Origin of the sequence: Catenulispora pinistramenti, from assembly GCF_018274385.1 — a bacterium.
In the GTDB taxonomy this organism is placed as follows: domain Bacteria; phylum Actinomycetota; class Actinomycetes; order Streptomycetales; family Catenulisporaceae; genus Catenulispora; species Catenulispora pinistramenti.
The window spans coordinates 16,519-39,971 of the sequence record NZ_JAAFYZ010000079.1 but is presented as its reverse complement, the minus strand read 5'-3'; the positions used below and the strand labels follow the sequence as shown (position 1 = coordinate 39,971).

The window sequence follows — 23,453 nt, the reverse complement described above, 5'->3', positions numbered from 1 at the left end:
CACGGAGAACTGCGCCGTCCCGCCCGCCGCCACCGCCAGGTCCGGCAACACGGTCGCGTGCATCGGCACCGAGCCCGCGGCGTCGACCACCGAGACGCCGTGCCACGCTCCGCCGCTTCCCTGCACTTCCACCTTCACGTCCGAAGCGTGCGCGACGCACCCCGTCGGACCGCTCGGGCACAGCATCAGCACCACCGGCACGTGCTGCAGCCCGACGTCCGTCGGATTGGTCAGCGTCCCGGTGAGCACCGTCGCCGTCCCCACCCGCGCCGAGGCCGTCATCCCGGAACCCTGGAACGCCGGCCCGGTCACCGGGATCGCCGCGACCACCGACGCCCCGTCGGCCGACGCGGTCACCTTCACGTCGTCGACCGCCGTCGTCCCCGGCGACAGCCGCAGCTTCAGCACCTGGCTGCCGCCGGCCGGGACCGTGACGCTGTCGGTGACCCCGAACGATCCCTGGTCGGCAGGGATGGTCTCGGTCTCCCACGCCCCGCTCGCCAGGTCGTAGTGGTCCAGCCGCAGCGACACGGTGCTGACACCCGAGCCCTCGGACGTCAGGTTGACGTTCACGTCCCCCGAGTAGCCCTGGCCGCCGACGTCCTTGACCGCGACGTCGACCTCGCGCTCGGGCAGCTGCTGCCCCGGCAGGTCCAGCGGCAGCTGGGCGGGTACGGACATCGACAGCTGCACGCCGTTGGCCGCGACGCCCGACACCGTCTGCCGCTGGGGCGCCGACGGCGGCGTGGCCGCCGGGCCCGCCCCCGCCGCGACCGCCGTCCCGGCGAGCGCGCCCGCCCCGAGCGCGCCCGCGCCGACCACTGCCAGGCCCGTCACGACAACACGAAGCCTTCGCCTCATATCCGACCCCTGATCACCCCGCGGCCCGTCGACACGGGCCTCCCACCGCATAGACGCGATGCGCCGGTTCCGGTTGCCTGCCGTCACCGAACCGTGATCGGCGCCCCCGAACCCGTCCCCGAACCCGTCCCTGAACCCGCGCCTGAACCCGCGCCGGACGCCCCCGGACGGTCAACCGCCCGACCCCGGCCGGGCCGCCTGGCAGAATGGCCGGCATGACCTCCCAGCAGCTCACCGAGCGCATCGCGGGCACCGGCACGGGCCTGGAGACCACCGACATGGTCCTCAACATCGGCCCGCAGCACCCGGCCACCCACGGTGTCCTGCGGCTGCGGCTGGTGCTGGACGGCGAGCGCATCGTCTCGGCCGAGCCGATCATCGGCTACATGCACCGCGGCGCCGAGAAGCTGTTCGAGGTCCGCGACTACCGGCAGATCATCGTGCTGGCCAACCGGCACGACTGGCTCTCGGCGTTCGCCAGCGAGCTCGGCGTGGTGCTGGCGGTCGAGCGGATGCTCGGGATGGAAGTCCCCGAGCGCGCCACCTGGGCCCGCACCCTGCTGGCCGAGCTGAACCGGATCCTCAACCACCTGATGTTCCTCGGCTCCTATCCGCTGGAGCTCGGGGCGATCACCCCGATCTTCTACGCGTTCCGCGAGCGCGAGGAGATCCAGGCGGTGATGGAGGAGATCTCCGGCGGCCGCATGCACTTCATGTTCAACCGGGTCGGCGGCCTGAAGGAGGAGCTGCCGCTGGGCTGGACCGACCGGGTCCGGGCGGCGGTCGCCAAGGTCCGCTCCCGGATGTCCGACATCGACCGGCTGATCACCGGCAACGAGATCTTCCGGGCCCGGACCCGGGGCGTCGGGATCCTGACCCCCGAGCAGATCGCCGCCTACGGCGTGTCCGGCCCGATCGCCCGCGCCGCCGGCGTCGACTTCGACCTGCGCCGCGACGATCCGTACCTGGCCTACGGCGAGCCGGAGGTGCGCGAGAAGCTCAAGGTGGTGACCGGCGAGCGCGGCGACTGCCTGGCCCGCTTCGAGGTGCTGCTGGCGCAGGCGTACAACTCCCTGGACCTCGCGCAGGCCTGCGCCGACAAACTGGACACGCTGCCGACCGGGCCGATCAACCAGCGGCTGCCGAAGATCTTGAAGGTGCCCGAGGGCCACACCTACGCCTGGACCGAGAACCCGCTGGGCATCAACGGGTACTTCCTGGTCTCGCACGGCGACAAGACCCCGTGGCGGCTCAAGCTGCGCTCGGCCTCGTTCAACAACATCCAGGTGCTCTCCGAGGTGCTGCCCGGAACGCTGGTGTCGGACATGGTGGCGATCCTGGGGTCGATGTTCTTCGTGGTCGGCGACATCGACAAGTAGCGGCGACAAGAAAATCGCCCCGCCGGAGACCGGCGGGGCGATTTTCGAGGAAACCTCAGGACATTTGAGAAACCTCAGCCGGTCCCGGTCTCCCGGTGCTCGATCTTGGCCATCTGCTGGGTCTCGTCGTACATGGTCAGGTCGACCGGGGCGGCGTTGGACGTGGTGCCCTGATCCGCGCCGAGGTAAGGCCGGTACAGCCGCTCCGGGGCCACCGGGCGGCCCTGCGGCAGCGCCGGGGGCAGGCCGTCCTCGCGCTGGCGCGGCACCACCACGCCGGGCACGGTGTACGGGTCCTGACCGGGGCCGGCGACCTCGCCGGCGACGTCGAACCCGACCTCGTCGCGCACCGCCAGCACCGCCGAGCGCAGCGGGCGCGGGGCCTGGTCGAACAGCTCGGCTTCGGCCCGCGCGGCCTGGGCGGCGTGCGCGCCCTGAGCAACGTGCGCGGCCTCGGCGACCGGGGCCAGCGGCACCGGGGCGTCCTGCATCCGGACCGGCACCGCGGCGGCCGGCCGCAGGTCGATCTCGGCGCCGACGCCGTAGCTGCCGTAGCCGGCCTCGTAGGCCGCGGCCGGGTCCTGCACCGTCTGGGGGTCGTAGCCGTGCCGGGCAGCGTAGGCCGGGTCGTAGTCGAGCTCGTACGGCGCCGTGCGCGCCGCGGTGTAGCTCGCGAACGTGTGGTCGTGCACCGACACCGGCTCGAACTGCCGGTCCGGCTCGAACGGCTGGACCTGGGCGAAGGACTGCACCGCCGACCGGGTCAGCTCGGCCGCGGCCGTGGTCTGCTGCACCCACGCCGAGAGCACCGCCAGGTCGTGCTCGGCCCGCACCCGGGCGGCCTCGGAGGCGTCCGCGCGGACCTGCTCCTCCTTGGCCCGCTCCTCGAACAGGACGACGGTCTCCTCGGCGGCCAGCGCGTCGGTCTTGAGATCGGCGATCTGTTTGTCCCGCCGCGCGGTCTCATAACGCAGCTCGGCTGCGTGGTCCTCGCGCATCGTGGCCACCAGTTCGCGGCGCGAGGTGCGGTCGCGGCGCGCGGCGAGCACGGACAAGGAGGAGAAGACGGCCCCGGCGGCGGCCATGCCGACGCCGAGTCGCAGATGGAGCGGATCGCTCCACACGAGCGTGGTCGCGAGGCCCGCGGCCGCGCCCGTCAGGGACGCGGAGGTGGCGACGATCGAGGGCCATGCCGGGCCGGCTATGTCGCCCCCGCGTCGCTGGGCTTGGAGCTGCCGAGCGTGACGCATGGCCGAACATTACTGGTTACGGGCTCGCACGGACAAGCGAAACGTACGAGCGATACCGGGCACGCGGATATCAAGATCTTGCAAATAGCCAGGGTTCGGACATACCCGACGAATCAAGACCCTGAATGGTTGGACTCGCGGCGCACCGGAAAGGTCCCGTCCGGACGGTTGCGCACCGGCCGCGTCGGAGCGGCCGTCTTGCTCTTGGTCCCGTTCTTCGGCAGCGCGTCGTCCGGACCGCTGGGCGGCACCCGCAACACGTACTCCAGATACAGCGCCGCGGCGACGAGCGCCAGCCCGCACAGGACCGTGATCCCGCAGACGACGGCCCGGCTGCGGAAGGTGTCGACGCTGAGCTTGCTCAGCAGGAACACGCCGTAGCCGGCGTAGACGCCGGAGACGATCGCCCCGACCATCGACGAGGCCTTGGCGAACATCACCGCGCGCGCCGCCTGCAGCGGGTCCAGCGGCTTCGGCGCGCGCTGCCCGGGCAGGATCGGCGGGCTCGGCTCCCCGTCCAGGACCCGCTGCACGGCCTCGCGCTGCGCGTTGAGCCGCCCGCGGAAGGCGAGCGCGGTGGCCAGGATGATGACGGCCAGGATCGCCGGGGTCAGCGGGGCGGAAGCCGGGACGCCGGGCGGGATGCCGTAGTGCGACCAGAGTTGGACGCCGCCGTAGGACAAGGCGCCGATCACGAGGAACGCGACCGCGAGTGCCAGAGGACGGGTGGGCTTCACAGGGTCCACGGTACGCGGCCGATACGCCGGGAAGCGAGCCGCTGCGGCTCCGGCGCCCGACGGGGCGGCCGACGGCTGCGGCCAAGGCGCCCCCGGTCCTGGGACGAGGCGCTGACCAGTGGCTGAGTCGGGGCCGCACAATCCGCCGGCGACCGCTTCAGGACCCGGCCGACGCGCCGGGGCGGTGATCAGGCCGGCTGGCTTGCTCGCCGGGGCGCCGGCTGGCTGCTGCCATGCGGCCAGACCGACCTGCTTGCCGGGTTGCGTGTCGCGCGGCGATCGGACCGGCTGGCTTGCTCGCCGGGGCGCCGGGGCGCCGACTTGCTCGCCAGGGCAGTGATCGGGCTGTCTGGCTGTCTAGCTGTTTGACTGTTTGCCTAAGGCAGCATCAATTCCAGATCGTCCCGCCGCGCCGCCCCCTGCGCCGCGGCCCCGCCGAGCGCGGTCAGCAGGTCGGCGATCGGTCCGACGCCGGTCAGCACGTCCTCGGGCCGCGCGTCGTACCACGGTGCCAGTACGAACGCGCGCTGTGCGGCCCGCGGGTGCGGCAGCGTCAGCTCCGACTCGGCCGAGACCAGTTCGTCGACCTGGACGATGTCGATGTCGATGGTCCGCGAGCCCCAGTGCACCTCGCGGGTGCGGCCCAGGGCCTCCTCGATCGCCTGGGTCCGCATCAGGAGCATGTCCGGCGGCAGCGCGGTGGTCACCCCGAGCACCGCGTTCAGGTAGTCGTCCTGTGCTTCGGCGCCCTCGGCCAGCAGCGGGGCGGTCTCGTACACCGGGGACAGCCAGGTGATGGTCAGGCTCGGGGTGTCCGCCAGGGAGTCCACGGCGGTCTGCAGGTTGGCCAGCCGGTCGCCCAGGTTGCCGCCGATCGCCAGGACCGCGCTGTGCATCCGGAACGATCCGTCGCCGGTGACGAGTTCGCTCATATCGCCGACCCACCGTTCTCCGGCGGCCGCCCCGCGGCGCCCGCCAGGTCCTCCCGTGCCCGCACCACGGTCACGGTGACGTCCTCGAACGGCACCGTGATCGGCGCGTCCGGCTTGTGGAGCGTGACCTCGACTTCCTCCACGAGCGGGTACTCCAGGCACATCGCGGCCATCCGGGCCGCCAGGGTCTCGATCAGGTTCACGGGCTCGCCCTCGATCAGGGCCACGATCCGCTCGGAGACCTCGCCGTAGTTCACCGTGTCCGACAGCGCGTCGCTGACCGCCGCCCGCCGGGTGTCCAGGCCCAGCGTGACGTCGACCATGAACGTCTGGCCCTTCTCCCGCTCCCGTTCGAAGACCCCGTGGTGGCCGCGCCCGCGCAGCCCGTGGACGGTCACCCGGTCGAGCCGCTTCGTGTGAGTAGACATCATGACGAACATACCGGGGCCTACTCCGGCATGCCGTCCCGGGATCGCCCGAATACCGCGCACCGGGTCCGGGGTGCGCGGCTCCGGCCGGGCTGACCTGCGCCGCGCCCTACTCCTCGACGCTCTCCATCACGGCCGAGGCATGGTGCATCCACAGCCGCCAGCCCTCGTCGGTCCGACGGAAGATGTTGATGGTCGTGGCCCGGCCGCCGGCGATGAAACCCGGGTCCTCCTCGGAGGAGCCGGCCGACATGTCGGTGATGATGTTCTCGGTCAGGCTGACCACCGCGATCCGGTCCACCACGTCGATCCGGACGTCGGTGAGGAAGAACTGCAGGAACGGCGTGTTCGCGCACACCACCGCCCACGAGCGCAGCACGTCCTCGCGCCCGAACACCGGCGCCCAGCCCGGGTGCACGCACTGCACCGAGGCCTCGAACGGCCCGGCCAGCCAGATCGCGCCCAGCCGGTCCAGATCGCCGGCCTCGGCGGCGGCGTAGAACTCCTCGTTGGCCTCGGTGATCGCCCCGATGTCCGCGGTCACCTGCGGCGGCGGACCGTCCGGTCCGGGCCCGAAACCGCCGAACTCCTCCTCGAACTCGCCGAAGTCCCCGAAGCCGTCCCGGCCCCCGAGGTCGTCGGGACCGCCGGAACCGCCAGGACCGCCAAGACCGCCAGGACCGCCGGGCTCACCGTCACCGCCCCGGTCGTCCGGGCCGCCGAGCTCGTCCGGACCCTCCGGACCGCCGGGCTCGTCCGGGCCCTCTGAACCGTCCGAGCCAACCGGACCGCCGCCGTACCCCCCGGCGCTCATCGCGCCGCCGTCAGCGCCGCGGCCACCCGGACCGCGTCCAGCGAGCCGAGCGCGTCGTGCGCCCGCACCCCCCAGGCCCCGGCGGCGGCGACCAGCGCGGACAGCGCGACGGTCGCCGAGTCCCGGCCGTAAGGCGGCCGGAAGCCGCCGGCCTCGTCGGCCAGCAGCCGGCCCAGGAAGGTCTTCCGGGAGGCGGCGACCAGCAGCGGCCGGCCCAGCGACTCCAGCTTCTCCAGGTGGGCCAGCAGGGCCCAGTTGTGGTCGGCGTTCTTCGCGAAGCCCAGGCCCGGATCCAAGATCACCTGGTCCTCGGCGATACCGGCGGCCAGGGCCGCCTCGTAGCGCGCTTGCAGTTCCTGTGTGACGTCCTTCACCACGTCGCCGTACACCGCGCGGGTCTGCATGTCAGTGCTGTGCCCACGCCAGTGCATCAAGATGTACGGCACGCCGGATTCGGCCACGAGCGGGAACATGTCCGGATCGGCCAGGCCGCCGGAGACGTCGTTGACGATCACCGCGCCGGCCTCCAGCGCGGCGGCGGCGGTCGAGGCCCGCATCGTGTCCACCGACACCCGCACCCCGGCGGCGGACAGCGCCTCGATCACCGGCAGGACCCGGTCCGCCTCCTGCGCCGCGGTGACCCGGGCGGCGCCGGGCCGGGTGGACTCCCCGCCCACGTCGACCACGTCCACCCCGTGCCGGTGCAGCCGCAGGCCGTGCGCCACGGCCTTGGCGGTGTCGCCGTCGGCGTAGTACTCGCCGCCGTCGGAGAAGGAGTCCGGCGTGACGTTCACGACGCCGAACACCGCGCAGCGTCCGAAATCCGGCAGGCCGCGCACGGTCTGCCTGCGGTTGAGGGGCCGACCGGGCGCGTTCATGGTGGAAGCCTAGCCGTTCGCGGCCTTGCGTCCTCCCGGCCCGCCAACGGCCGCCTCGGGCTCGGGGACCCGGCGCTGCTCCCGGCCCGCACCCGCGTCCGGACCCCGGCCCGCACCCGTGTCCGCACCCCGGTCCGCACCCGTGTCCGCACCCCGGTCCGCGCCACCGTCCGCACCCGCGCCGGGGCAGTCTTCGTCCTTGTCAGGGCACTCGGCGTCAACGCCGCCGTCGTCGTTGTCGTCGTCCAGCTCGCGCTCGTCCCGGTCCTTCTTCGACCACGGCAGGCCGGGCGGGACGATGAAGCCCTCGGCTTCGGCGTAGGCCAGGCCCACCCGCGGGATGTCCCGGGTGTTCTTGAACGCCACGAACCGCGGCACCCACTCCGGCTGGAACTTCGAGTTGAACTTGTACAGCGACTCGATCTGGTACCAGCGCGAGAAGAACACCAGCGTGGAGCGCCACATCCGGGTGATCGGCCCGGCGCCCAGCTTCTCGCCGCGCTCCAGCGCCGAGCGGAACACCGCGAAGTTCAGCGAGGCCCGGGTGATCCCCAGCTCCTTGGTCGCCTGCATGGCCTTGACGATCAGCAGCTCGTTCAGCCCCGGCTCGGCCTCGCGGTCGCGCACCATCAGGTCCAGGCTCATGCCGTCCGTGCCCCAGGGCACGAAGTTGATCAGGGCCCGTACCTCACGGTCCTTGGTCGCGGTGGCCACCACGCACTCGCCGTCGGACGGATCCCCGAACCGGTCCGGGCCCAGCGCCATCGAGAAGCTGCCGCGCTCACTGGACCCGCGCCAGGCCTCGATGCCGGTCTTGATCAGCTCGACCTCCGAGCGCGGGATGTCCTTGAGCCGGCGCACCTGGCACTCATAGCCCTGGCGCTCGACCCGGTTCACCATCTGCCGCACGTTGCGCATCGCGCGGCCTTCCAGGCTGAACTTGTCGGCGTAGCAGATGGCTTCGTCGCCCAGTTCCAGCGCGTCCAGGTCGGCCTCGCGGCACCACACCTCGCCGCCGGTCTCCGAGCAGCCGACCACGGCCACCACCCAGGCGTGCCGGTCGGCCTCCTCGACGTAGACCTTGATCGCGCCGGGCCAGGCCTCGGGGTCGCCGATCGGGTCGCCGGAGGCCAGCATCACGCCGGAGACCACGCGGTAGGTGATCGCGGCCTTGCCGGACGGCGACCAGATCACCGACTTGTCGCGGTGGGTGGCGAAGTAGGCCAGTGAGTCCCGGCGGCCCTGCTTGGCGATCAGCTCGCGCAGCCGCTCGTCGTCCTGGGCGCTCTGCCGGGCGATCGGCTCGGCCGGGCGCAGCACCAGGTAGGCCACGATCAGCGCGGTCATCAGGCCCAGCCCGCCGAGCAGCGCGGCGACCAGGTCGTCGGTCGAGCCGCGTTTGAAGTTCACCGGGCCGTCGATGCCCATCAGGCCCAGGGCCACGTGCTGCAGCCGGGTCCAGGCGCTCGGGTCGCCGTCGATGTGCTTGCTCTGCCAGTACATCAGGGCCATGCCGGAGGCGAAGGAGAAGGCCGCCAGCAGCACGAAGGCGCGCAGCGCCCGCCAGCGCGTGTACGGGTCGCCGAGGGCGTAGAACTCCTCCCGGTAGACCAGCAACAGGACCAGCACCACGATCGTCAGGAAGATCTGGATCCCCAGGTAGTGCGTAGCCGCGTCGCGGTCCTCACCGCGGAAGGAACGCACCAGGTGGAAGACCACCACTGTGATCAGCAGTACCACCGCCACCCACCAGGCCCGCTTCTTGCGGCGCTTGAGGGCGTGCGCGATCAGCACCAGCAGCACCCCGGACATCAGGGTGGCCGCGGCGGCCAGGTTCTGGACCTCGGTGGGCACCTTGACGCTCAGCGAGTGCACCCGGGAATGCCGGAAGCCGGGCGAGATGGCCGAGGCGATGTTGCCGAAGCCGGCCAGGTAGGTGATGTACGCGACGAGTCGCGGCACCCATTTGCGGGGCTGCCCCGGCTGCGCCGCCGCCGCGTCGGACGGAGGCGGCGCGGTATTGGAGGTCATGGCTTTGGCCCGAGTCATGTTGGAGGGACGTTCGAGGACACCGCGCGGGTTGTCACAAGTGTTGTCAGCGACATCCGCGGGGGTGACGGATCCGACCTGATTGTGCCGCGCGTCACTGCTTCCCGGGGCATCCTTCGGAAAATCCCCGGGCGAGCTCGCCGGTTCGGCGTTCCCATTCCCGCGCTTACCCGCCCCGGAGGACTTGACGCGCGGGCCCGGAACCGCTCTGGTGGCCGCGCCGCCGGTGGGGCCGGCGCAGTGGTCGCGGTCGGTGTGGTCGGCGAAGTCGGTCGCGGTCGCGGTCCGAGCCGGACGGGCGCTCACCGCCCCAGGATCAGGCTCATCGCCTCGGCGCGGCTGGCCGGGGCGAGCAGTTGCCCCCGCACCGCCGACGTCACGGTCTTCGCGCCCGGCTTCCGGATCCCTCGCATCGACATGCACAGGTGTTCGCACTCCACAACGACGATGACCCCGCGCGGTTCCAGGATGCGCACCACGGCGTCGGCGATCTGCGTCGTCAGACGTTCCTGGACCTGGGGCCGCTTGGCGTAGACGTCGACCAGTCGGGCCAGCTTGGACAGGCCCGTGATGCGTCCGTCCACCGAGGGAATGTACCCCACGTGGGCCACTCCGTGGAACGGCACCAGGTGGTGCTCACACGTGCTGTAGACCTCGATGTCCCGGACCAGCACCATCTCGTCGTGCCCGATGTCGAAGGTGGTCGTCAGCACGTCCTCAGGCGCCTGGTAGAGCCCGGCGAAGATCTCCCGGTAGGCCCGCGCCACCCGCGCCGGGGTGTCCTTCAGGCCTTCCCGGTCCGGATCCTCGCCGACGGCTATCAGCAGTTCCCGCACCGCGCGCTCGGCGCGCTCGGCGTCGTAGTCGGCCACCGCGCGGCCCAGGTCCGGCGCGGCCAGCTCCGGCTGCCCCTGGAGGCTGACGCGGGCGATGCCGCCCCCCCGACCGTCATCGGCCTGGGAAGCGGCACCGCCGCGGTGATTCTCAGTGCTGTCGCTCTCGGTGTTGCTCGCACTCACTGTTCAGGCACCGTATCCGTCCGACCGATGATGCTGTCGGTCACCGTTCCGTTGGCCGCCGAGCGAGCCGCCTCCAGCTCCCGCGGCGTCTGCACCGGCGGGCGGGTCTGCAGGGTGCGGCGCGAGGAGCCGATCCAGGCCGGACGCTGCGGGCGCTTGGTCACCGAGGCGAAGATCGCGGCGATCTCCTCCTTGTTCAGCGTCTCCTTCTCCAGCAGCTGAAGGACCAGCTGGTCCAGCACGTCGCGGTACTCGACCAGGACCTCCCAGGCCTCGTCGTGCGCGCTCTCGATCAGCCGCTTGACCTCCTCGTCGACGATCGAGGCGATCTCCTCGGAGTAGTCGCGCTGGTGGCCCATGTCGCGGCCCAGGAAGACCTCGCCGGTCTCCTTGCCGAACTTGATCGGGCCCAGGCGCTCGGTCATGCCGTACTGGGTGACCATCGAGCGGGCGATGTTGGTGGCCTTCTCGATGTCGTTCGAGGCGCCGGTGGTCGGGTCGTGGAAGACCAGCTCCTCGGCGGTGCGGCCGCCCATGGCGTAGGCCAGGTTGTCCAGCATCTCGTTGCGCGTGGTGGAGTACTTGTCCTCCTCCGGCAGCACCATCGTGTAGCCCAGCGCGCGGCCGCGGGACAGGATCGTGATCTTGTGCACCGGGTCCAGGTTCGGCATCGCGTGCGCCACCAGGGCGTGGCCGCCCTCGTGGTACGCGGTGACCTTCTTCTCCTTGTCGCTCATCAGGCGGGTCCGCTTCTGCGGGCCGGCGACCACGCGGTCCACGGCCTCGTCCAGCGCGAAGTTGTCGATGAGCTTCTTGTCGTTGCGCGCGGTCAGCAGCGCGGCCTCGTTCAGCACGTTGGCCAGGTCCGCACCGGTGAAGCCCGGGGTGCGCTTGGCCAGCGAGGCCAGGTCCACGCCCTGCGCCAGCGGCTTGCCCTTGCTGTGCACCGCCAGGATCTGCTTGCGGCCCTCCAGGTCCGGGGCCTCGACCGCGATCTGCCGGTCGAAGCGGCCCGGGCGCAGCAGCGCCGGGTCCAGGATGTCCGGGCGGTTGGTCGCGGCGATCAGGATCACGCCGCCCTTGACGTCGAACCCGTCCATCTCGACCAGCAGCTGGTTCAGCGTCTGCTCGCGCTCGTCGTGACCGCCGCCCAGACCCGCGCCGCGGTGCCGGCCCACGGCGTCGATCTCGTCGACGAACACGATCGCCGGGGCGTTGGCCTTGGCCTGCTCGAACAGGTCGCGCACGCGGGAAGCGCCGACACCGACGAACATCTCGACGAAGTCCGAACCGGAGATCGAGAAGAACGGCACCCCGGCCTCGCCGGCCACCGCGCGGGCCAGCAGCGTCTTACCGGTTCCGGGCGGGCCGTAGAGCAGCACGCCCTTGGGGATCTTGGCGCCGATGGCCTGGAACTTGGCCGGGGCCTCCAGGAACTCCTTGACCTCCTGGAGCTCCTCCACGGCCTCGTCCGCGCCGGCCACGTCGGCGAAGGTGGTCTTCGGCGTGTCCTTGCTGACCAGCTTGGCCTTGGACTTCCCGAAGTTCATCACCCGGGAGCCGCCGCCCTGCATCTGGTTCATCAGGAACAGGAAGACCAGGGCGATCAGGACGAACGGCAGCAGCGTGATCAGGATGCCGATGAAGGCGTTCTGCTTGGCCAGGGAGACGTTCCAGCCGTCCTTGATACCGCCGGCCGACTGGCTGGTCTGCAGAGCCTTGGTGATGTCCTCGCCCTGCTGGTCGTTCAGGTAGGTGGCCTTCAGGTCGGTGGCGCCGCCCTGGGCTTGGGCGACCGACCCGGCCGGGTCCACCTTGACCTCGACCGAGGAACCGGAGCCGCCGACCACCTTGGCGGAGACAACCTGGTTCTTGGTGATGGCGTCCATGATGACGGAGGTGTCCACGGACTTGGGGCCGCCGGCCGAGGAGACCAGCTGCATGACCGCGAGGACCGCCACGACGGCCAGGACGACCCAGATCACTGGGCCTCGGAAGTATCGCTTGACGTCCATCGATCCTCTACGACTCGTGCTAGCGGTTCACGGCGGGAATATGTCGGTGCAGCAACACTGCGGGTGTCAGTTCATGATGCCTAGTTCATGATGCCTAACGACCGTACGCGGTCACTGCGTTCCCGCGCGAGGTCCCGGATGAACCCACACTGGGCTCAACGTGGCGTACCGGAGTGTCATTCCGCCTACGAACTGTATACGTGACGCGCGAGTGTGCCGATGAAGGGCAGCCCGCGGAAGCGCTGCGCGTAGTCCAGGCCGTAGCCGACGACGAACTCGTTGGGGATGTCGAAGCCGACGTACTTGACGTCGATCGCGACCTTGGCCGCGTCCGGCTTGCGCAGCAGCGTCACCACCTCCAGCGAGGCCGGGCGGCGCGAGCGCAGGTTGGACAGCAGCCAGGACAGGGTCAGCCCGGAGTCGATGATGTCCTCGACCACCAGCACGTGCCGGTCCTGGATGTCGGCGCCGAGGTCCTTCAGGATCCGCACCACGCCGGAGGACTTGGTGCCGGCCCCGTAGGACGAGATCGCCATCCAGTCCATCTCCGAGTCGATGTGCAGCTCGCGGATCAGGTCGGCCATCACGATCAGGGCGCCGTTCAGGACCCCGACCAGCAGGATCTCCTTGCCCTCGTAGTCGGCCTCGATCGCGCGGGCGAGCCCGGCCAGTTTGGCCTTGATCTCATCGGCCGAGATGAGGACCTTCTCCAGGTCCGGGCCCATGTCCTTGTCGTCCACGCTGGAAGTCCCTCGTGCGTCGCTAAGCCGGCATCAACAATCCGGCCGGGGCGGGGTCCTCCGCCGCTTGGCCGGGATCGTTCCGGTCCGCGCCACCTCGGCGCAGCGCACCGGACCTCTCGAAGGCCAGCTTTCCATACCGCCGGGCCACCGCGACGGCGCTGGGCAGGTGCAACGGTCCCTGACCCCGCCAGTCGGTCAGCAGCCGGTCGAGCTCCTCGATGTGGACCGCGGCCAGGTCAGAGCCGGGACAGCCGGCCCGCAGCGCGGCCAGCCGCAGCACCCGGCGACGCACCGCGGTGGGCAGCCCGGACAATTCGGAGACGTCGAGGTAGTGGGACAGATCACAGTCACCGAAGGGCTCCAGGAGCCTGTCGAACTCCCGGGCGGCCCAGGCGTCCAGCGCCTCGGTGTCCTCACGCAGCATTTTCGCGGTCCGCGCCAGCGCTTCCGGTATCCCCGGGCCGAGGGCCGCGGACAGGGCCGGGATGGCGGCGTGCCGGACCCGGGAGCGGGTGTAGGCCGGGTCGGCGTTGTGCGGGTCGTCCCAGGGCTCGAAGCCCTCGGCCATGGCCGCGGCGACCGTGGTGGCGCGCGGCAGGTCCAGGAAGGGGCGCGCGTAACGGCCGTGCCGGGCCGGCATCCCGGCCAGGCTGCGCGCGCCGGAGCCCCGGGCCAGGCCCAGTAGCACGGTCTCGGCCTGGTCGTCGCGGGTGTGGCCGAGCAGTACGGTGGCGGCGCCCAGCCGGTCGGCGGCGGCGTCCAGCGCGCCGTAGCGCGCGACGCGGGCCGCGGCCTCGGGTCCCCCACGGCCGTCGACGTGCACCGGCAGCGCCTGGACCGGGTCGAAGCCCAGGCCGGCCAGGAAGCGCACGACGCGCTCGGCCTGCGCGGCCGAGCCGGCCTGCAGATTGTGGTCGACGGTCAGGCCGCCGAAGCGCAGGGACAGCCGGGGCGCGACGAACGCGGTGGCGCAGGCCAGGGCGATGGAGTCGGCGCCGCCGGAACAGGCGACCAGGACGAGGCCGCCGGGGGCGTGGTCGGCGAGGGCCTTGCGAACGGCCAGGCGTATCGCGGCGACTGCGGGGGCTGGACCCATGGTTGTACTCCTTCGTACGTGCGACGCCCGGGTCTTCTCTTCCAGGGCATCTTTCCCGGCGCAACGACGCGGACCCGTCTCAGGTCGCGGCGACACTCCGGAGGACCACCCTTACGGCTTGGGACGAGTGTTCCGGTCGGCGACTTTCGCGCATCACGCGAGTTTTTCCCGCTGGTCGGGCGCTGGTCGGGCGCTGGTTCGGCGCTGGTTCGGCGCTGGCCGGGCGCTGCTCCCGAGGCGCCGGCTCAGGGCCGCACGCGGGCCAGCCAGGCCGCCGGATCGTTGATCTCGGCCCGGGTCGGCAACGTGTTCGGCGAGGTCCACACCCGGTTGAAGCCGGACATCCCGGCCTGCTCGACCACCGCGGCCACGAACCGCGAACCGTCCCGGTACTGCCGGATCTTGGCGTCCATCCCGATCACCCGGCGCACGACCGCGTCGATCCGGCTGGCGCCCTTGGCCCGGCGCTGCCCGAACTTGCGCCGGATGTCGGCGACGCTGGGCACCACCCGCGGCCCGACCCCGTCCATCACGAAGTCCGCGTGCCCCTCCAGCAGCGACATCACCGCGACCATCCGGTCCAGCACCGCCACCTGCCGCGGGGTCTGCACCAGCTCGGTGATCGGCCGCTTCTCCCCGGTCTCCCGCCGCTGCTGGGCGGCCTCGCGGACGCGCTTGGCCAGCGCCCCGGGGTCGGTGTCCATGCCGGCGATGAAGGACTCGATCTCGCCGAGGATGTGCGCGCGCAGCCACGGCACCGCGGCGAACTGCGTGCGGTGGGTCTCCTCGTGCAGACACACCCACAGCCGGAAGTCGTCCGGCTTGACCTGCAGCTCCCGCTCGACCGCGACGATGTTCGGGGCGACCAGTAACAGCCGGCCGGGCTCCTGGAAGATCTCGTACTGGCCCAGGATCCGGTGCGAGAGGTAGGCCAGCAGGGTGCCCAGCTCCAGCGCGGTGGCCTTGGGCCCGAGGGCGGCCAGCCCGGACGGCGGGACGCCCTCGCGCTTCTCGTTCAGTTTGCGGGCCAGCGGCTCGGTGACGATGCGGAAGCCCTCGACGTTGGCCCGGATCCAGCCGGCCCGGTCCACCACCAGCACCTGCGGCTCGGTGAGGATGGTGCCCATGTTGTCCAGCCCGGTGAACCCGGCCACGTGCTCCCGGGACTCCGCGGCGTACCGGCGCAGGTCCGCCACGGTGGCGGCGGCCTCGGCCGCGGAGGTCGGGGGACCTGGCCGCACCAGACGCTCGGCCGTCGCCACCGCCAGTTGCCAGTCGACCAGCTGCGCTCTCGCCGTCATGGCTCTCAGGCTACGTGGCGGGGGCGGTGAAACCTAGATCGGATCGCGGCCGATCGGCTGTGTGGTGGGTCTGTGCGGTGGGTCTGTGTGGTGCGCCGGCGGGCTCACCCCCTTGGCACGGCCAGGTAGTGATCGGCGATCGCGTCGGAGGTGGTGCTCCACACCGCCGGATGGTTCACCACGTACTCCAGCGCCTCGTCCAGGTACCGGGTGCGGAACGCCTGGCCGGTGATGAAGGGGTGCAGCGCCAGCGCCAGCACCCGCCCGGAGCCGTCGGCCGCGTCCTCGGCCAGCTGGTCCACCTGGTCCCTGACCATCCGCACGAAGTCCGGCCCGGTCAGCCCCTTGCTCACGAAGATCCCGATGTCGTTCAGCTCCACCGAGTACGGCAGGCTCAGCAGCCCCGGGACGTTGGTCGGGTAGGGCTGGTCGTCGTTGGTCCAGTCCAGGACGTACTCCACGCCCTCGGCGGCCAGCAGCTCGGGCGTGTTGAAGGTCTCGATCAGCCCCGGCCCCATCCAGCCGCGCACCTTGGCACCGGTCGCCCGCTCGATGGTCTGCAGCACCTCGCGGATCTGGCCCTGCTCGACGTCGCGGTCCAAGGCGGTGAACAGGTGGCTGTTGCTGGCCCCGTGGCCGAGCCAGGTCCAGCCGCGCTGCACGCCGGCGTCGATGATCTGCGGATAGCGCGCGGCGACGTCGGAGTTCAGCAGGGCACTGGCTTTGATGCCGTGCTTGTCGAACACCTTGATCTGCCGCCAGATGCCGACCCGCGGGCCGTAGTCACGCCAGCCGTAATTGAGGCTGTCGGGGGTCAGTGCCGTGGTGCCCTCGTAGGTCGCGGTGCCGGGGAGGTCGACGTAGAAGTGCTCGATGTTGAGGCCGACGTAGAACGCCACGCGCTTGCCCTCCGGCCAGCTCAGCGGCGCGCGCTCGGTGATGGGACGGTAGTCGTAAAGCTCGATGTCCTGGCTCATGCGACCATGGTCGAACCTTCACACGGATGTGAGGGTCAAACGGCCATTCCCGTGAGGTGGGTCACATGCGCATCGGCGAACTGGCGGAACGCACCGCTACCAGCCCCCGCCTGCTCCGCTACTACGAGGAGCAGGGCCTGATCCGCGTCGACCGGTCCGCCAACGGCTACCGCGACTACGACGAAGCACTGGTCGACCAGGTCGCGCACATCCGCGGGCTGCTGGACGCCGGGCTGTCGACGCGGATCATCCGGCAGATCCTGCCCTGCCTGAACGAGCCGAGCGAGATCCACTTCGCCGACGCCACCCCCGACATCATCGCCACCCTGGAGGGCCACCGGGACCGGCTGGCGGAGCGGATCGCGCTGCTGACGCGGAACCACGACGCGATCGCGGAGTACGTGGGGTCGCTGAAGCAGTGCGCTTTGGGCGTGGAGCGGGCCGTTCCGGCCTAGCCGGCGCCACCCCCACACCCGCACCCCGCCAAAACCGTCGCCACCCGGTCCACCGCCCCGCGCGCCGCCGCGGCGTCCGGCGCCTGGTCGGCCATCAGCGCGAACACCAGCAGCTGCCCGGAGTTGTCGCGCACCAGCCCGGCCAGCGTCACCACGCCGGTCAGCGAGCCGGTCTTGGCGCGGACCAGGCCGGCGCCGGCCAGCGTGGACTGCGTGGTGTAGCGGCCGTCCTCCGCGAGGGTGCCGGTGAAGCCCGCGACCGGCAGGCCGGTCAGCGCGGCACGCAGGTCGGGGTGGTCGTCCGCGGCCGCCGCCGAGAGGACGCGGACCAGGAAGGCCGGGGCGATGCGGTCGTCGCGGGACAGGCCGCTGCCGTCCAGGACGTTCAGGCCCGTCAGGTCCAGCCCGAGCTTCGTCAGCTGGTCCCGGACCGCCGTGACGCCGCCCTGGAACGTCGCCGGCTTCCCGTCGGCCAGCGCCACGTGCCGCAGCAGCGACTCGGCGAGGTCGTTGTCCGAGACCGTCAGCATGTGCTCGACCAGGTCGGCCAGGCGCGGCGAGGTGACCTGCGCGACCTCGGGGCCGGTGCCGGCGGCGGCCGGGACGGGCTTGCCGACCACCTGGACGCCGTGCGCGGTCAGCCGCTGCGCGAACGCCGCCGCCGCCACCGCGGCCGGGTCGCTCACCCGGGCACTGAGGTCGACCGCCGGCTGGGCCCGGCCCTCGTCGGTCATCAGGCCGGCCACCGGGGCCACGTTGCCGTCCGTGTAGCCGGGCGACCACGTCGGGTTCAGGGCCGGACCGGCGAAAACCGAGGCGTCGTAGCCCAGTGTGACCGATTTCACGCCCTTGGCCGCCAGGGCCTGCGCGGTGCGGGCCGCCAGGTCGTCCAGCGAGGCCGGCCGGTAGGCCGGATCGGCGGTCGGCCCGAGCGTCGACAGCGTCGGGTCACCCCCTCCGACCAGCACGATCCCCGCCGATCCGGTCGAGTTCTGGCCCTGCACCACCCGGGTCGCGAACTGGTCGTCCGGCCCCAGCGCGGCCAGTGCGGCCACCGCGGTCACCACTTTGTTCGTGGACGCCGGCGCGAAGCCGTCCGCGGCGTGGTCGTCGAACAACAGCCCCGGCGAAGCCGGGTCGGCGACCGCGATCCCGACGTGCTTGCCGAAGCCCGGCTGCGCCGTCAGCGGCCCCAGCGCGCCGGCCAACTCCGCCGCCGTCAACCCGCTGCCGGCCTTGTCACCTGCGAGAACGGGAGCGAGCGCGGCCCCGGCCGGAACGTGCGTCGGCCCCACGGAGCGGGTCGACGGCGCCGGCGAGGAGGGCGCGATCGAGTCTTGCGACGCCTGCGCCACCGGCGCCACGACGGCCCGCGCCCGGCCGCCCCGCTCGCTCACCCGTTGTCCCCCGGACCACGGACCGGCCGCCCAGACGCAGCCCGCGGCCAGTACGATCCCGAGCGCGGCTGACACAATGGCGGTCGGCAGCGTTCCCGGCACCTGTCTTGCCACTCAGGTCACTCCTTGATCTCGCGAACTCTGTCGTCACCGCCTGTCTGGGCGACACTAGTAGCAGCACCTGAAAGCGCGGAAACGAGGAAAGACCATGGAGTTCGACGTTCTCATCGAGATCCCCAAGGGCCAGCGCAACAAGTACGAGGTCGATCACAAGACCGGCCGCATACGGCTGGACCGGATGCTTTTCACCTCGATGGTCTACCCGACCGACTACGGCTTCATCGAGGACACGCTGTCCCTGGACGGCGACCCGCTGGACGCCATGGTCCTGCTCGACGAGCCCACGTTCCCGGGCTGCCTGATCCGCTGCCGCGCGATCGGCATGCTGAACATGGCCGACGAGGCCGGGGGCGATGACAAGATCCTGTGCGTGCCGGCCACCGACCCGCGCTTCGAGCACCTGCGTGACTACCACCACATCGCGGAGTTCGAGCGCCAGGAGATCCAGCACTTCTTCACCACCTACAAGGACCTGGAGCCGGGCAAGGAGGTCCACCACGCCGAGTGGCAGAACCGGGCCCAGGCCGAGGCCGAGATCCAGCGCTCCTACAAGCGGTTCGAGGAGCTGCCGGAGGAGGAGAAGGTCCACCACCTGTAGCTCCACCGCCCGTCAGACAGGCGGTGACCACCGTCCGGCCTTCGCCCGGACCGGCGCGGTGCGCGGTTGAGAACGTCGGAGCCCCCGGCGGGAGTGATCCCGCCGGGGGCTTTGCGTCCCGGGGCGCCTCGCCGCACTCTGAGATGCCCGGACTCCAGGAATCCCAGAAATCCCTCCAGATCCCTGAGATCTCCGTAAGTCCGCTGGCCGCCCGCGCCCCCGCCCGCTAACATCGGCCCCTCCGCGACCGGCGAGAGGGGCCGCAGCCATGAGCAAATACCGGGTCAACGTCTGCCTGCCGCCGTCCGCGCTCCCCGACGTCCAGGGGGCGCTGGCCGAGGCGATGGCGCCGTTCGACATGAACCGCGGCGACGACTTCGATCCGGACGCGACCTGGGACTGGTACCGGGTGGACGCCGGCCGCCAGCGCTTCGCCGTGAAGCCCCGGCACGACGGCGACCCCCGGCTGATCCACGCCGACCCGGTGGTCGTCGGCACCCCGCACGAACCGCTCCGCTGCGACGGCGGCCCGCGCGGCCTGCTGGACTTCGACGCCTGCCGCCGCACCGCCCGCACCGAGGCGCTGACCTACTGGGAGTCCCAGCAGCGCGACTTCGAACGCCTGGTGGCCGACCACCCCCCGGCCGAGCCGCTGACCGCGTTCCTGGCCCGGCACGCCGCCGACCCCGAGGGCTACCCCCGCAAGCAGGCGGTCGCCGACCACCACGCCCAGCCGCTGATCAAAGCCCTGAACCACCAGTCGGTCTTCGAACGCTACCCGAGCCTGGGCGCCTGGGTCCTCGGCCCGGACACCGACCCGATCACCGTCTACACCCGCGACCCGGAACCCGGTTTCGACCTGGCCGAGACCTGGGCCGTGGCGCGCGCCGCCCTGCTCACCCTGGACGGTGAGTGGACCGGGATCAAGCCCTACAGCCCCGGCCCCGACGAGGAGAGCGACACGTTCGCCCGGCGGTCCACGGCGTACCTGGAGGAGCTGGACGAGGACTGCGTCGTCGTGCGGCTGCTGTGCCACTGCTGAGGGCAGGGGGCGCGGCGCACGTCAGTCGTGGTCGTAGATCGTGACCGCTATGTCGCGCTCCCCCAGCCGCACGGCCACCAGCGGCTCGACCCGCCCCCACTTGCCCCCGGCCAGCCCGCAGCCGATCCGCGGCATGTGCACGGACGCCCCGAGCTCGAGCGCATGCTCGGCCAGCCGCGCCAGGCACTGGTCGACGGCCTCGTACCGGATCGGCGGCCCGGCCGAACCGGTCTTGGTCCCGTGCTGCCCGATCATGTTGGCCACCCACAGCCCCCGGCCGACCTCGACCACCTGCACCGCGCCCAGCCCGAAGTCGTTGGCCGAGCGCTCGCGGTACCACTTCCGGAAGGCCTTCTCAGGCTCCTGCCACCGCGCCGACACCGCCAGCACGAAGCCCTTGCCCCAGCCGCCCCGGTCGTTGCAGACATGCGCGATCAGCTTCGGTCCCTTCGCCTGCGGAACCGTCGCGTCACCGGCCAGGTATCGGATGGGAGCCATGCCGCCATCATCCGGCCCGGGTCTGACAGCCGCGAGCCGATAAACGGGGAATTCGGCGGTCCGGCTCAGGCTTCTGCGAACCAGGTCGTCTCGATCCCGTCGAGGTAGCGCCGCACGTACTTCTCGTGCCGCTCGGGCAGCGTGGGCAGCTCCGCGATCGGAAACCATCCGACGTCGACCGACTCGTCGTCGTTGACGCGCGCGGAGCCTCCTGTCGGCGTACAGACGAATCCCACATCCAGGAACACGGTCTCGTCCCCGTTGGGATGCGTGTGCTGACTCGTCACGTCCACCGCCAGCACCCGCTCGGCCCGGGCCGCCACGCCGGTCTCCTCCAGGATCTCGCGCATGATCCCCACGGCCGGCTGCTCGCCCGGATCCAGACAGCCGGTGACGAGCGTCCATCGGAGGTCGTCGGCACGCCGCACCAGCAACACCCGCTGCGCGTCGTCGACGACCAGGCCGGTGACCCCGGGGAGCCACAGCAGGTCGTGGCCGATCTTCTTGCGGATGTCGACGATGAACTCGGGAATCGGCATGCTGTCAGGCTATCGGCGTCGCCGCGCCACAGACCTTCCTAGTCCATCCGCACCGCTACGGCCGTCCGTAGAAGCTCGGCGTCCCGTTGATCCACAACGACTGCTGCTCCACCACCCCGCCGGGGTGCGGTGCCTGGATGATGCGGTCGTTCCCGATGTAGACGGCCTCGTGGTAGATGGTGTGCGGGTCGCTGCCGTCCTCGGCCCAGAAGACCAGGTCGCCCGGGCGGAGCTGGCTGTACGTGAGCGGGTGCATCGCCAGGTACTGCCACTGCGCCGGGTGCGGGAAGGACCAGCCGCCGGCTTCCAGGCCGCGCATCGCCAGGCCTGAGCAGTCGAACACGTCCGGGCCCGCGCCGCCCCAGACGTAGGGCTTGCCGAGCTGCGCGTAGATGTAGTTCAGCATCAGGCGGACGGCGCCGTCGGCGGATGGCACGGGGCCCTCCAGCCCGGCGCTCGGCGCCGACAAGGCGCCACCGCCGCCACCAGCCACTGCCTGCGCCCGCGCCTGCGACGCCCCGCTCGCCGCCGCCGCGGCTGCCGACCGCGCCGCGGCTGCGGCAGCCGCCTGTTGCGCGGCCACCTCCGCCAGCCCGGTCTGCCGCTGCTGCTCCAGCCCGACCTCGACGCCCTGCGCCGCCGCCAACTCCCGCACCAGCCCATCGCGCTGCGCCTGGATCCCGGCCAGCTGCCTCTGCGCGCCGGCCGCCGCCGCCCGCGCCGCGTCCAGCGCGCTCTGCGCCCGCGCCTGCGCGCGCCGCTGGTCCGCGGCCGTGCGGTCAGCCTGCTGACCCGCCGCCGCCGCGGCCTTCGTGGCCTGCCGGGCGTCGGCCACGGCCAGCGCCTCGGCCGCGTCGTGGTTCGCCAGGGCCTGCCGCTGGACCGCGAAGTCGTGCAGCGAGCCGGCGTGCAGCAGCGTCAGCGCGGCCGCCATGTCCGGGCCCTGGCGGTAGGTCTCGGCCGCGAACGCCCCGAGCCGCTGCTCGGCCTGGTGCTGCGCGTCCAGCGCCGCGGCCGCGGCGGTGCGGGCCGCGTCGGCCGCCTGCGCCGCTGTCGCCGCCTGTGCCACGGCTGTGTCGTACGCCTCCGCCGCCAGCCCCGCGCTCGCCTGCAGGGACCGCAGGCGGCCGTCGGCGGCGTCCAGGGCGGCCTGGATCCGGTCGGCCGCCGACTGCCGGTCGCGGACGTCGGCCTTCGCCCGGTCGATGTCCCCCTGTCCGGGGATCACCGGCGTGCTCGGGTCGGCATACGCCACGGTGCTGAGCAGCACGGCGGCCAGGACCGTGGCCGTCACGAGCGTCGCCCGCCGGCCGTTCCCGCGTCCCCGCATGCCGAACTCCTTCCGCGCCGCCCGAGTGGGTGAGTGTCCGAATGGCTGTGGGATGAGCTACCCATCACCATCGGCAATACTTCATCACAAAAAGGACGTATCGCGGGGAGCGTGGTCAGACGGTCGGCGGTTTCCACCGAACGAGGGACCCGGCGCCGGAGAAGATCACAAAGTTCTGCGGTACCGGGTCTCGTCCAGCACCTCGGTCCCGGCCTCGAACCCGGAGACCCCGCCGACGTGCCGCCACCCGGTGTGCTCGTAGAACGCCCGCGACGCGCTGTTGGTGGCCAGCACCCACAACGTCGCCTCGGCGTACCCCTGGGCCCGCAGCCGCTCCAGCGCGATCTCCTGCAACCGGGCCCCGATCCCGAGCCGCCAGATCGCCGGATCGAGGTATATGGCGTACAGCTCCCCCACGCTGCCCTCGGCCGACCCGTCGGCCAGATCGGCGTCCCGGCTGGGGCCCACCGACGCGAACCCGGACACCACCCCGCCGACCTCGGCGACCAGCACCTCCACCCGGTGCGCCGCCCGGTCGGCCAGCATCCGCCGCGCACTGAGCACGAACCCGTCCACCGACAGCCCGGCCAGATAGTCGGCCGGCATCAACCCCGAATAGGCCACCTGCCACGAGGCGTGCCGCACCCGCCCGATGTCCTCGGCGTCCCCGGCCACCGCCTCGCGGATGTGGACGCCGTGGATCGGGTGCGTGCTCGAACTCATGCGCGCCATTATGGCCGGTCCGCCCCACTCCGGGTCGGCCGAACGCGCCAAGTTGATCGATCAGCGGTAGTCGCGCATCGTGGTGAAGTCGATGCCGATACGAAGTCGAAGGGCCGCGGAGGTGAAACCGTCGATCGGAGGCATGCTCCAGCTCGGCCAGGCCACGCTCATGCTTCGATCTTGTGAACGATCTCCGCTTCGCTACCCGGCCTCACTGTGATCAAGGCTCTTCTTCACTCGGACGAGCGAAGCCGACCGAACCGGCCGGCTCC

General features: G+C 71.6%; 23 protein-coding genes. 4 read left to right on the top strand and 19 right to left on the bottom strand.

Features of this window, described 5'->3' with window-relative positions; genetic code table 11:
- The coding region (locus KGQ19_RS22835) for a hypothetical protein (protein ID WP_212011259.1) at window positions 1-837 on the bottom strand (837 nt) is incomplete at its 3' end.
- Between the two features lie 230 nt (window positions 838-1,067).
- Between KGQ19_RS22835 and KGQ19_RS22830 the strand changes: the two genes are divergently transcribed.
- Window positions 1,068-2,240, top strand: coding sequence for an NADH-quinone oxidoreductase subunit D (locus KGQ19_RS22830; RefSeq protein ID WP_212011258.1), 1,173 nt, complete (start codon window positions 1,068-1,070; stop codon window positions 2,238-2,240).
- A 74-nt stretch (window positions 2,241-2,314) separates the two neighbouring features.
- Here the strand turns inward: KGQ19_RS22830 and KGQ19_RS22825 are convergent, their stop codons facing one another.
- The 13 genes from KGQ19_RS22825 to KGQ19_RS22765 all read right to left on the bottom strand — a co-directional run bounded on the left by KGQ19_RS22825 (window position 2,315) and on the right by KGQ19_RS22765 (window position 16,479).
- The gene (locus KGQ19_RS22825) at window positions 2,315-3,490 is read right to left on the bottom strand and encodes a hypothetical protein (RefSeq protein WP_212011257.1); all 1,176 of its coding nucleotides are present in this window, start codon (window positions 3,488-3,490) and stop codon (window positions 2,315-2,317) included.
- Window positions 3,491-3,603: 113 nt separating this feature from the next.
- Window positions 3,604-4,227, bottom strand: a complete 624-nt coding sequence (locus tag KGQ19_RS22820) for a DUF3180 domain-containing protein (RefSeq protein ID WP_212011256.1) — start codon at window positions 4,225-4,227, stop codon at window positions 3,604-3,606.
- A gap of 377 nt (window positions 4,228-4,604) precedes the next feature.
- A complete protein-coding gene (gene folK / locus KGQ19_RS22815; protein WP_212011255.1) occupies window positions 4,605-5,159 on the bottom strand; it encodes a 2-amino-4-hydroxy-6-hydroxymethyldihydropteridine diphosphokinase in 555 nt (184 codons plus the stop codon).
- Window positions 5,156-5,587, bottom strand: coding sequence for a dihydroneopterin aldolase (gene folB / locus KGQ19_RS22810; RefSeq protein WP_230419191.1), 432 nt, complete (start codon window positions 5,585-5,587; stop codon window positions 5,156-5,158). The genes folK and folB overlap by 4 nt, the downstream gene beginning before the upstream one ends.
- A gap of 109 nt (window positions 5,588-5,696) precedes the next feature.
- Window positions 5,697-6,401 (bottom strand): nuclear transport factor 2 family protein, encoded by a 705-nt coding sequence (locus KGQ19_RS22805; RefSeq protein ID WP_212011253.1) that lies wholly within the window; start codon window positions 6,399-6,401, stop codon window positions 5,697-5,699.
- Window positions 6,398-7,279 carry a dihydropteroate synthase gene (gene folP, locus KGQ19_RS22800; protein ID WP_212011252.1) on the bottom strand — a complete coding sequence of 294 codons (882 nt, stop codon included), beginning with the start codon at window positions 7,277-7,279 and terminating at the stop codon, window positions 6,398-6,400. Before folP ends, KGQ19_RS22805 begins: the two co-directional genes overlap by 4 nt.
- A gap of 9 nt (window positions 7,280-7,288) precedes the next feature.
- On the bottom strand, window positions 7,289-9,634 hold the full coding sequence (locus KGQ19_RS22795; RefSeq protein ID WP_307856481.1) for a phosphatidylglycerol lysyltransferase domain-containing protein: 2,346 nt from the start codon (window positions 9,632-9,634) through the stop codon (window positions 7,289-7,291).
- Window positions 9,631-10,227, bottom strand: a complete 597-nt coding sequence (gene folE / locus KGQ19_RS22790) for a GTP cyclohydrolase I FolE (protein WP_212011261.1) — start codon at window positions 10,225-10,227, stop codon at window positions 9,631-9,633. Before folE ends, KGQ19_RS22795 begins: the two co-directional genes overlap by 4 nt.
- Before the next feature lie 116 nt (window positions 10,228-10,343).
- Window positions 10,344-12,362: an ATP-dependent zinc metalloprotease FtsH gene (gene ftsH, locus KGQ19_RS22785; protein ID WP_212011251.1), complete on the bottom strand. Its 2,019-nt coding sequence runs from the start codon at window positions 12,360-12,362 to the stop codon at window positions 10,344-10,346.
- Window positions 12,363-12,547: 185 nt separating this feature from the next.
- Window positions 12,548-13,102, bottom strand: a complete 555-nt coding sequence (gene hpt / locus KGQ19_RS22780; RefSeq protein ID WP_329956295.1) for a hypoxanthine phosphoribosyltransferase — start codon at window positions 13,100-13,102, stop codon at window positions 12,548-12,550.
- Between the two features lie 22 nt (window positions 13,103-13,124).
- Window positions 13,125-14,201 (bottom strand): tRNA lysidine(34) synthetase TilS, encoded by a 1,077-nt coding sequence (tilS, locus tag KGQ19_RS22775; protein ID WP_212011250.1) that lies wholly within the window; start codon window positions 14,199-14,201, stop codon window positions 13,125-13,127.
- A gap of 245 nt (window positions 14,202-14,446) precedes the next feature.
- Window positions 14,447-15,502, bottom strand: coding sequence for a zinc-dependent metalloprotease (locus KGQ19_RS22770; RefSeq protein ID WP_212011249.1), 1,056 nt, complete (start codon window positions 15,500-15,502; stop codon window positions 14,447-14,449).
- A 104-nt stretch (window positions 15,503-15,606) separates the two neighbouring features.
- Entirely contained in the window at window positions 15,607-16,479 is an 873-nt protein-coding gene (locus tag KGQ19_RS22765) for a polysaccharide deacetylase family protein (RefSeq protein ID WP_212011248.1), read from the bottom strand.
- Window positions 16,480-16,544: 65 nt separating this feature from the next.
- Here KGQ19_RS22765 and KGQ19_RS22760 point away from each other — a divergent pair, with 65 nt between their 5' ends.
- A complete protein-coding gene (locus KGQ19_RS22760; RefSeq protein WP_212011247.1) occupies window positions 16,545-16,934 on the top strand; it encodes a MerR family transcriptional regulator in 390 nt (129 codons plus the stop codon).
- Here KGQ19_RS22760 and dacB read toward each other — a convergent pair.
- Entirely contained in the window at window positions 16,931-18,445 is a 1,515-nt protein-coding gene (gene dacB, locus KGQ19_RS22755; protein WP_212011246.1) for a D-alanyl-D-alanine carboxypeptidase/D-alanyl-D-alanine endopeptidase, read from the bottom strand. The two genes, KGQ19_RS22760 and dacB, sit on opposite strands and share 4 nt — an antisense overlap.
- Before the next feature lie 94 nt (window positions 18,446-18,539).
- Here dacB and KGQ19_RS22750 point away from each other — a divergent pair, with 94 nt between their 5' ends.
- On the top strand, window positions 18,540-19,049 hold the full coding sequence (locus KGQ19_RS22750; RefSeq protein WP_212011245.1) for an inorganic diphosphatase: 510 nt from the start codon (window positions 18,540-18,542) through the stop codon (window positions 19,047-19,049).
- Window positions 19,050-19,317: 268 nt separating this feature from the next.
- Window positions 19,318-20,091, top strand: coding sequence for a hypothetical protein (locus KGQ19_RS22745; RefSeq protein WP_212011244.1), 774 nt, complete (start codon window positions 19,318-19,320; stop codon window positions 20,089-20,091).
- 21 nt (window positions 20,092-20,112) lie between these two features.
- Here the strand turns inward: KGQ19_RS22745 and KGQ19_RS22740 are convergent, their stop codons facing one another.
- The 4 genes from KGQ19_RS22740 to KGQ19_RS22725 form a co-directional block, all read right to left on the bottom strand.
- Window positions 20,113-20,589 (bottom strand): macro domain-containing protein, encoded by a 477-nt coding sequence (locus KGQ19_RS22740; RefSeq protein WP_212011243.1) that lies wholly within the window; start codon window positions 20,587-20,589, stop codon window positions 20,113-20,115.
- 65 nt (window positions 20,590-20,654) lie between these two features.
- Window positions 20,655-21,128, bottom strand: a complete 474-nt coding sequence (locus KGQ19_RS22735) for an NUDIX hydrolase (protein WP_212011242.1) — start codon at window positions 21,126-21,128, stop codon at window positions 20,655-20,657.
- Window positions 21,129-21,183: 55 nt separating this feature from the next.
- Window positions 21,184-22,458, bottom strand: coding sequence for a C40 family peptidase (locus tag KGQ19_RS22730; protein ID WP_212011241.1), 1,275 nt, complete (start codon window positions 22,456-22,458; stop codon window positions 21,184-21,186).
- 165 nt (window positions 22,459-22,623) lie between these two features.
- The gene (locus tag KGQ19_RS22725; protein ID WP_212011240.1) at window positions 22,624-23,181 is read right to left on the bottom strand and encodes a GNAT family N-acetyltransferase; all 558 of its coding nucleotides are present in this window, start codon (window positions 23,179-23,181) and stop codon (window positions 22,624-22,626) included.
- Between the last annotated feature and the right edge of the window lie 272 nt (window positions 23,182-23,453).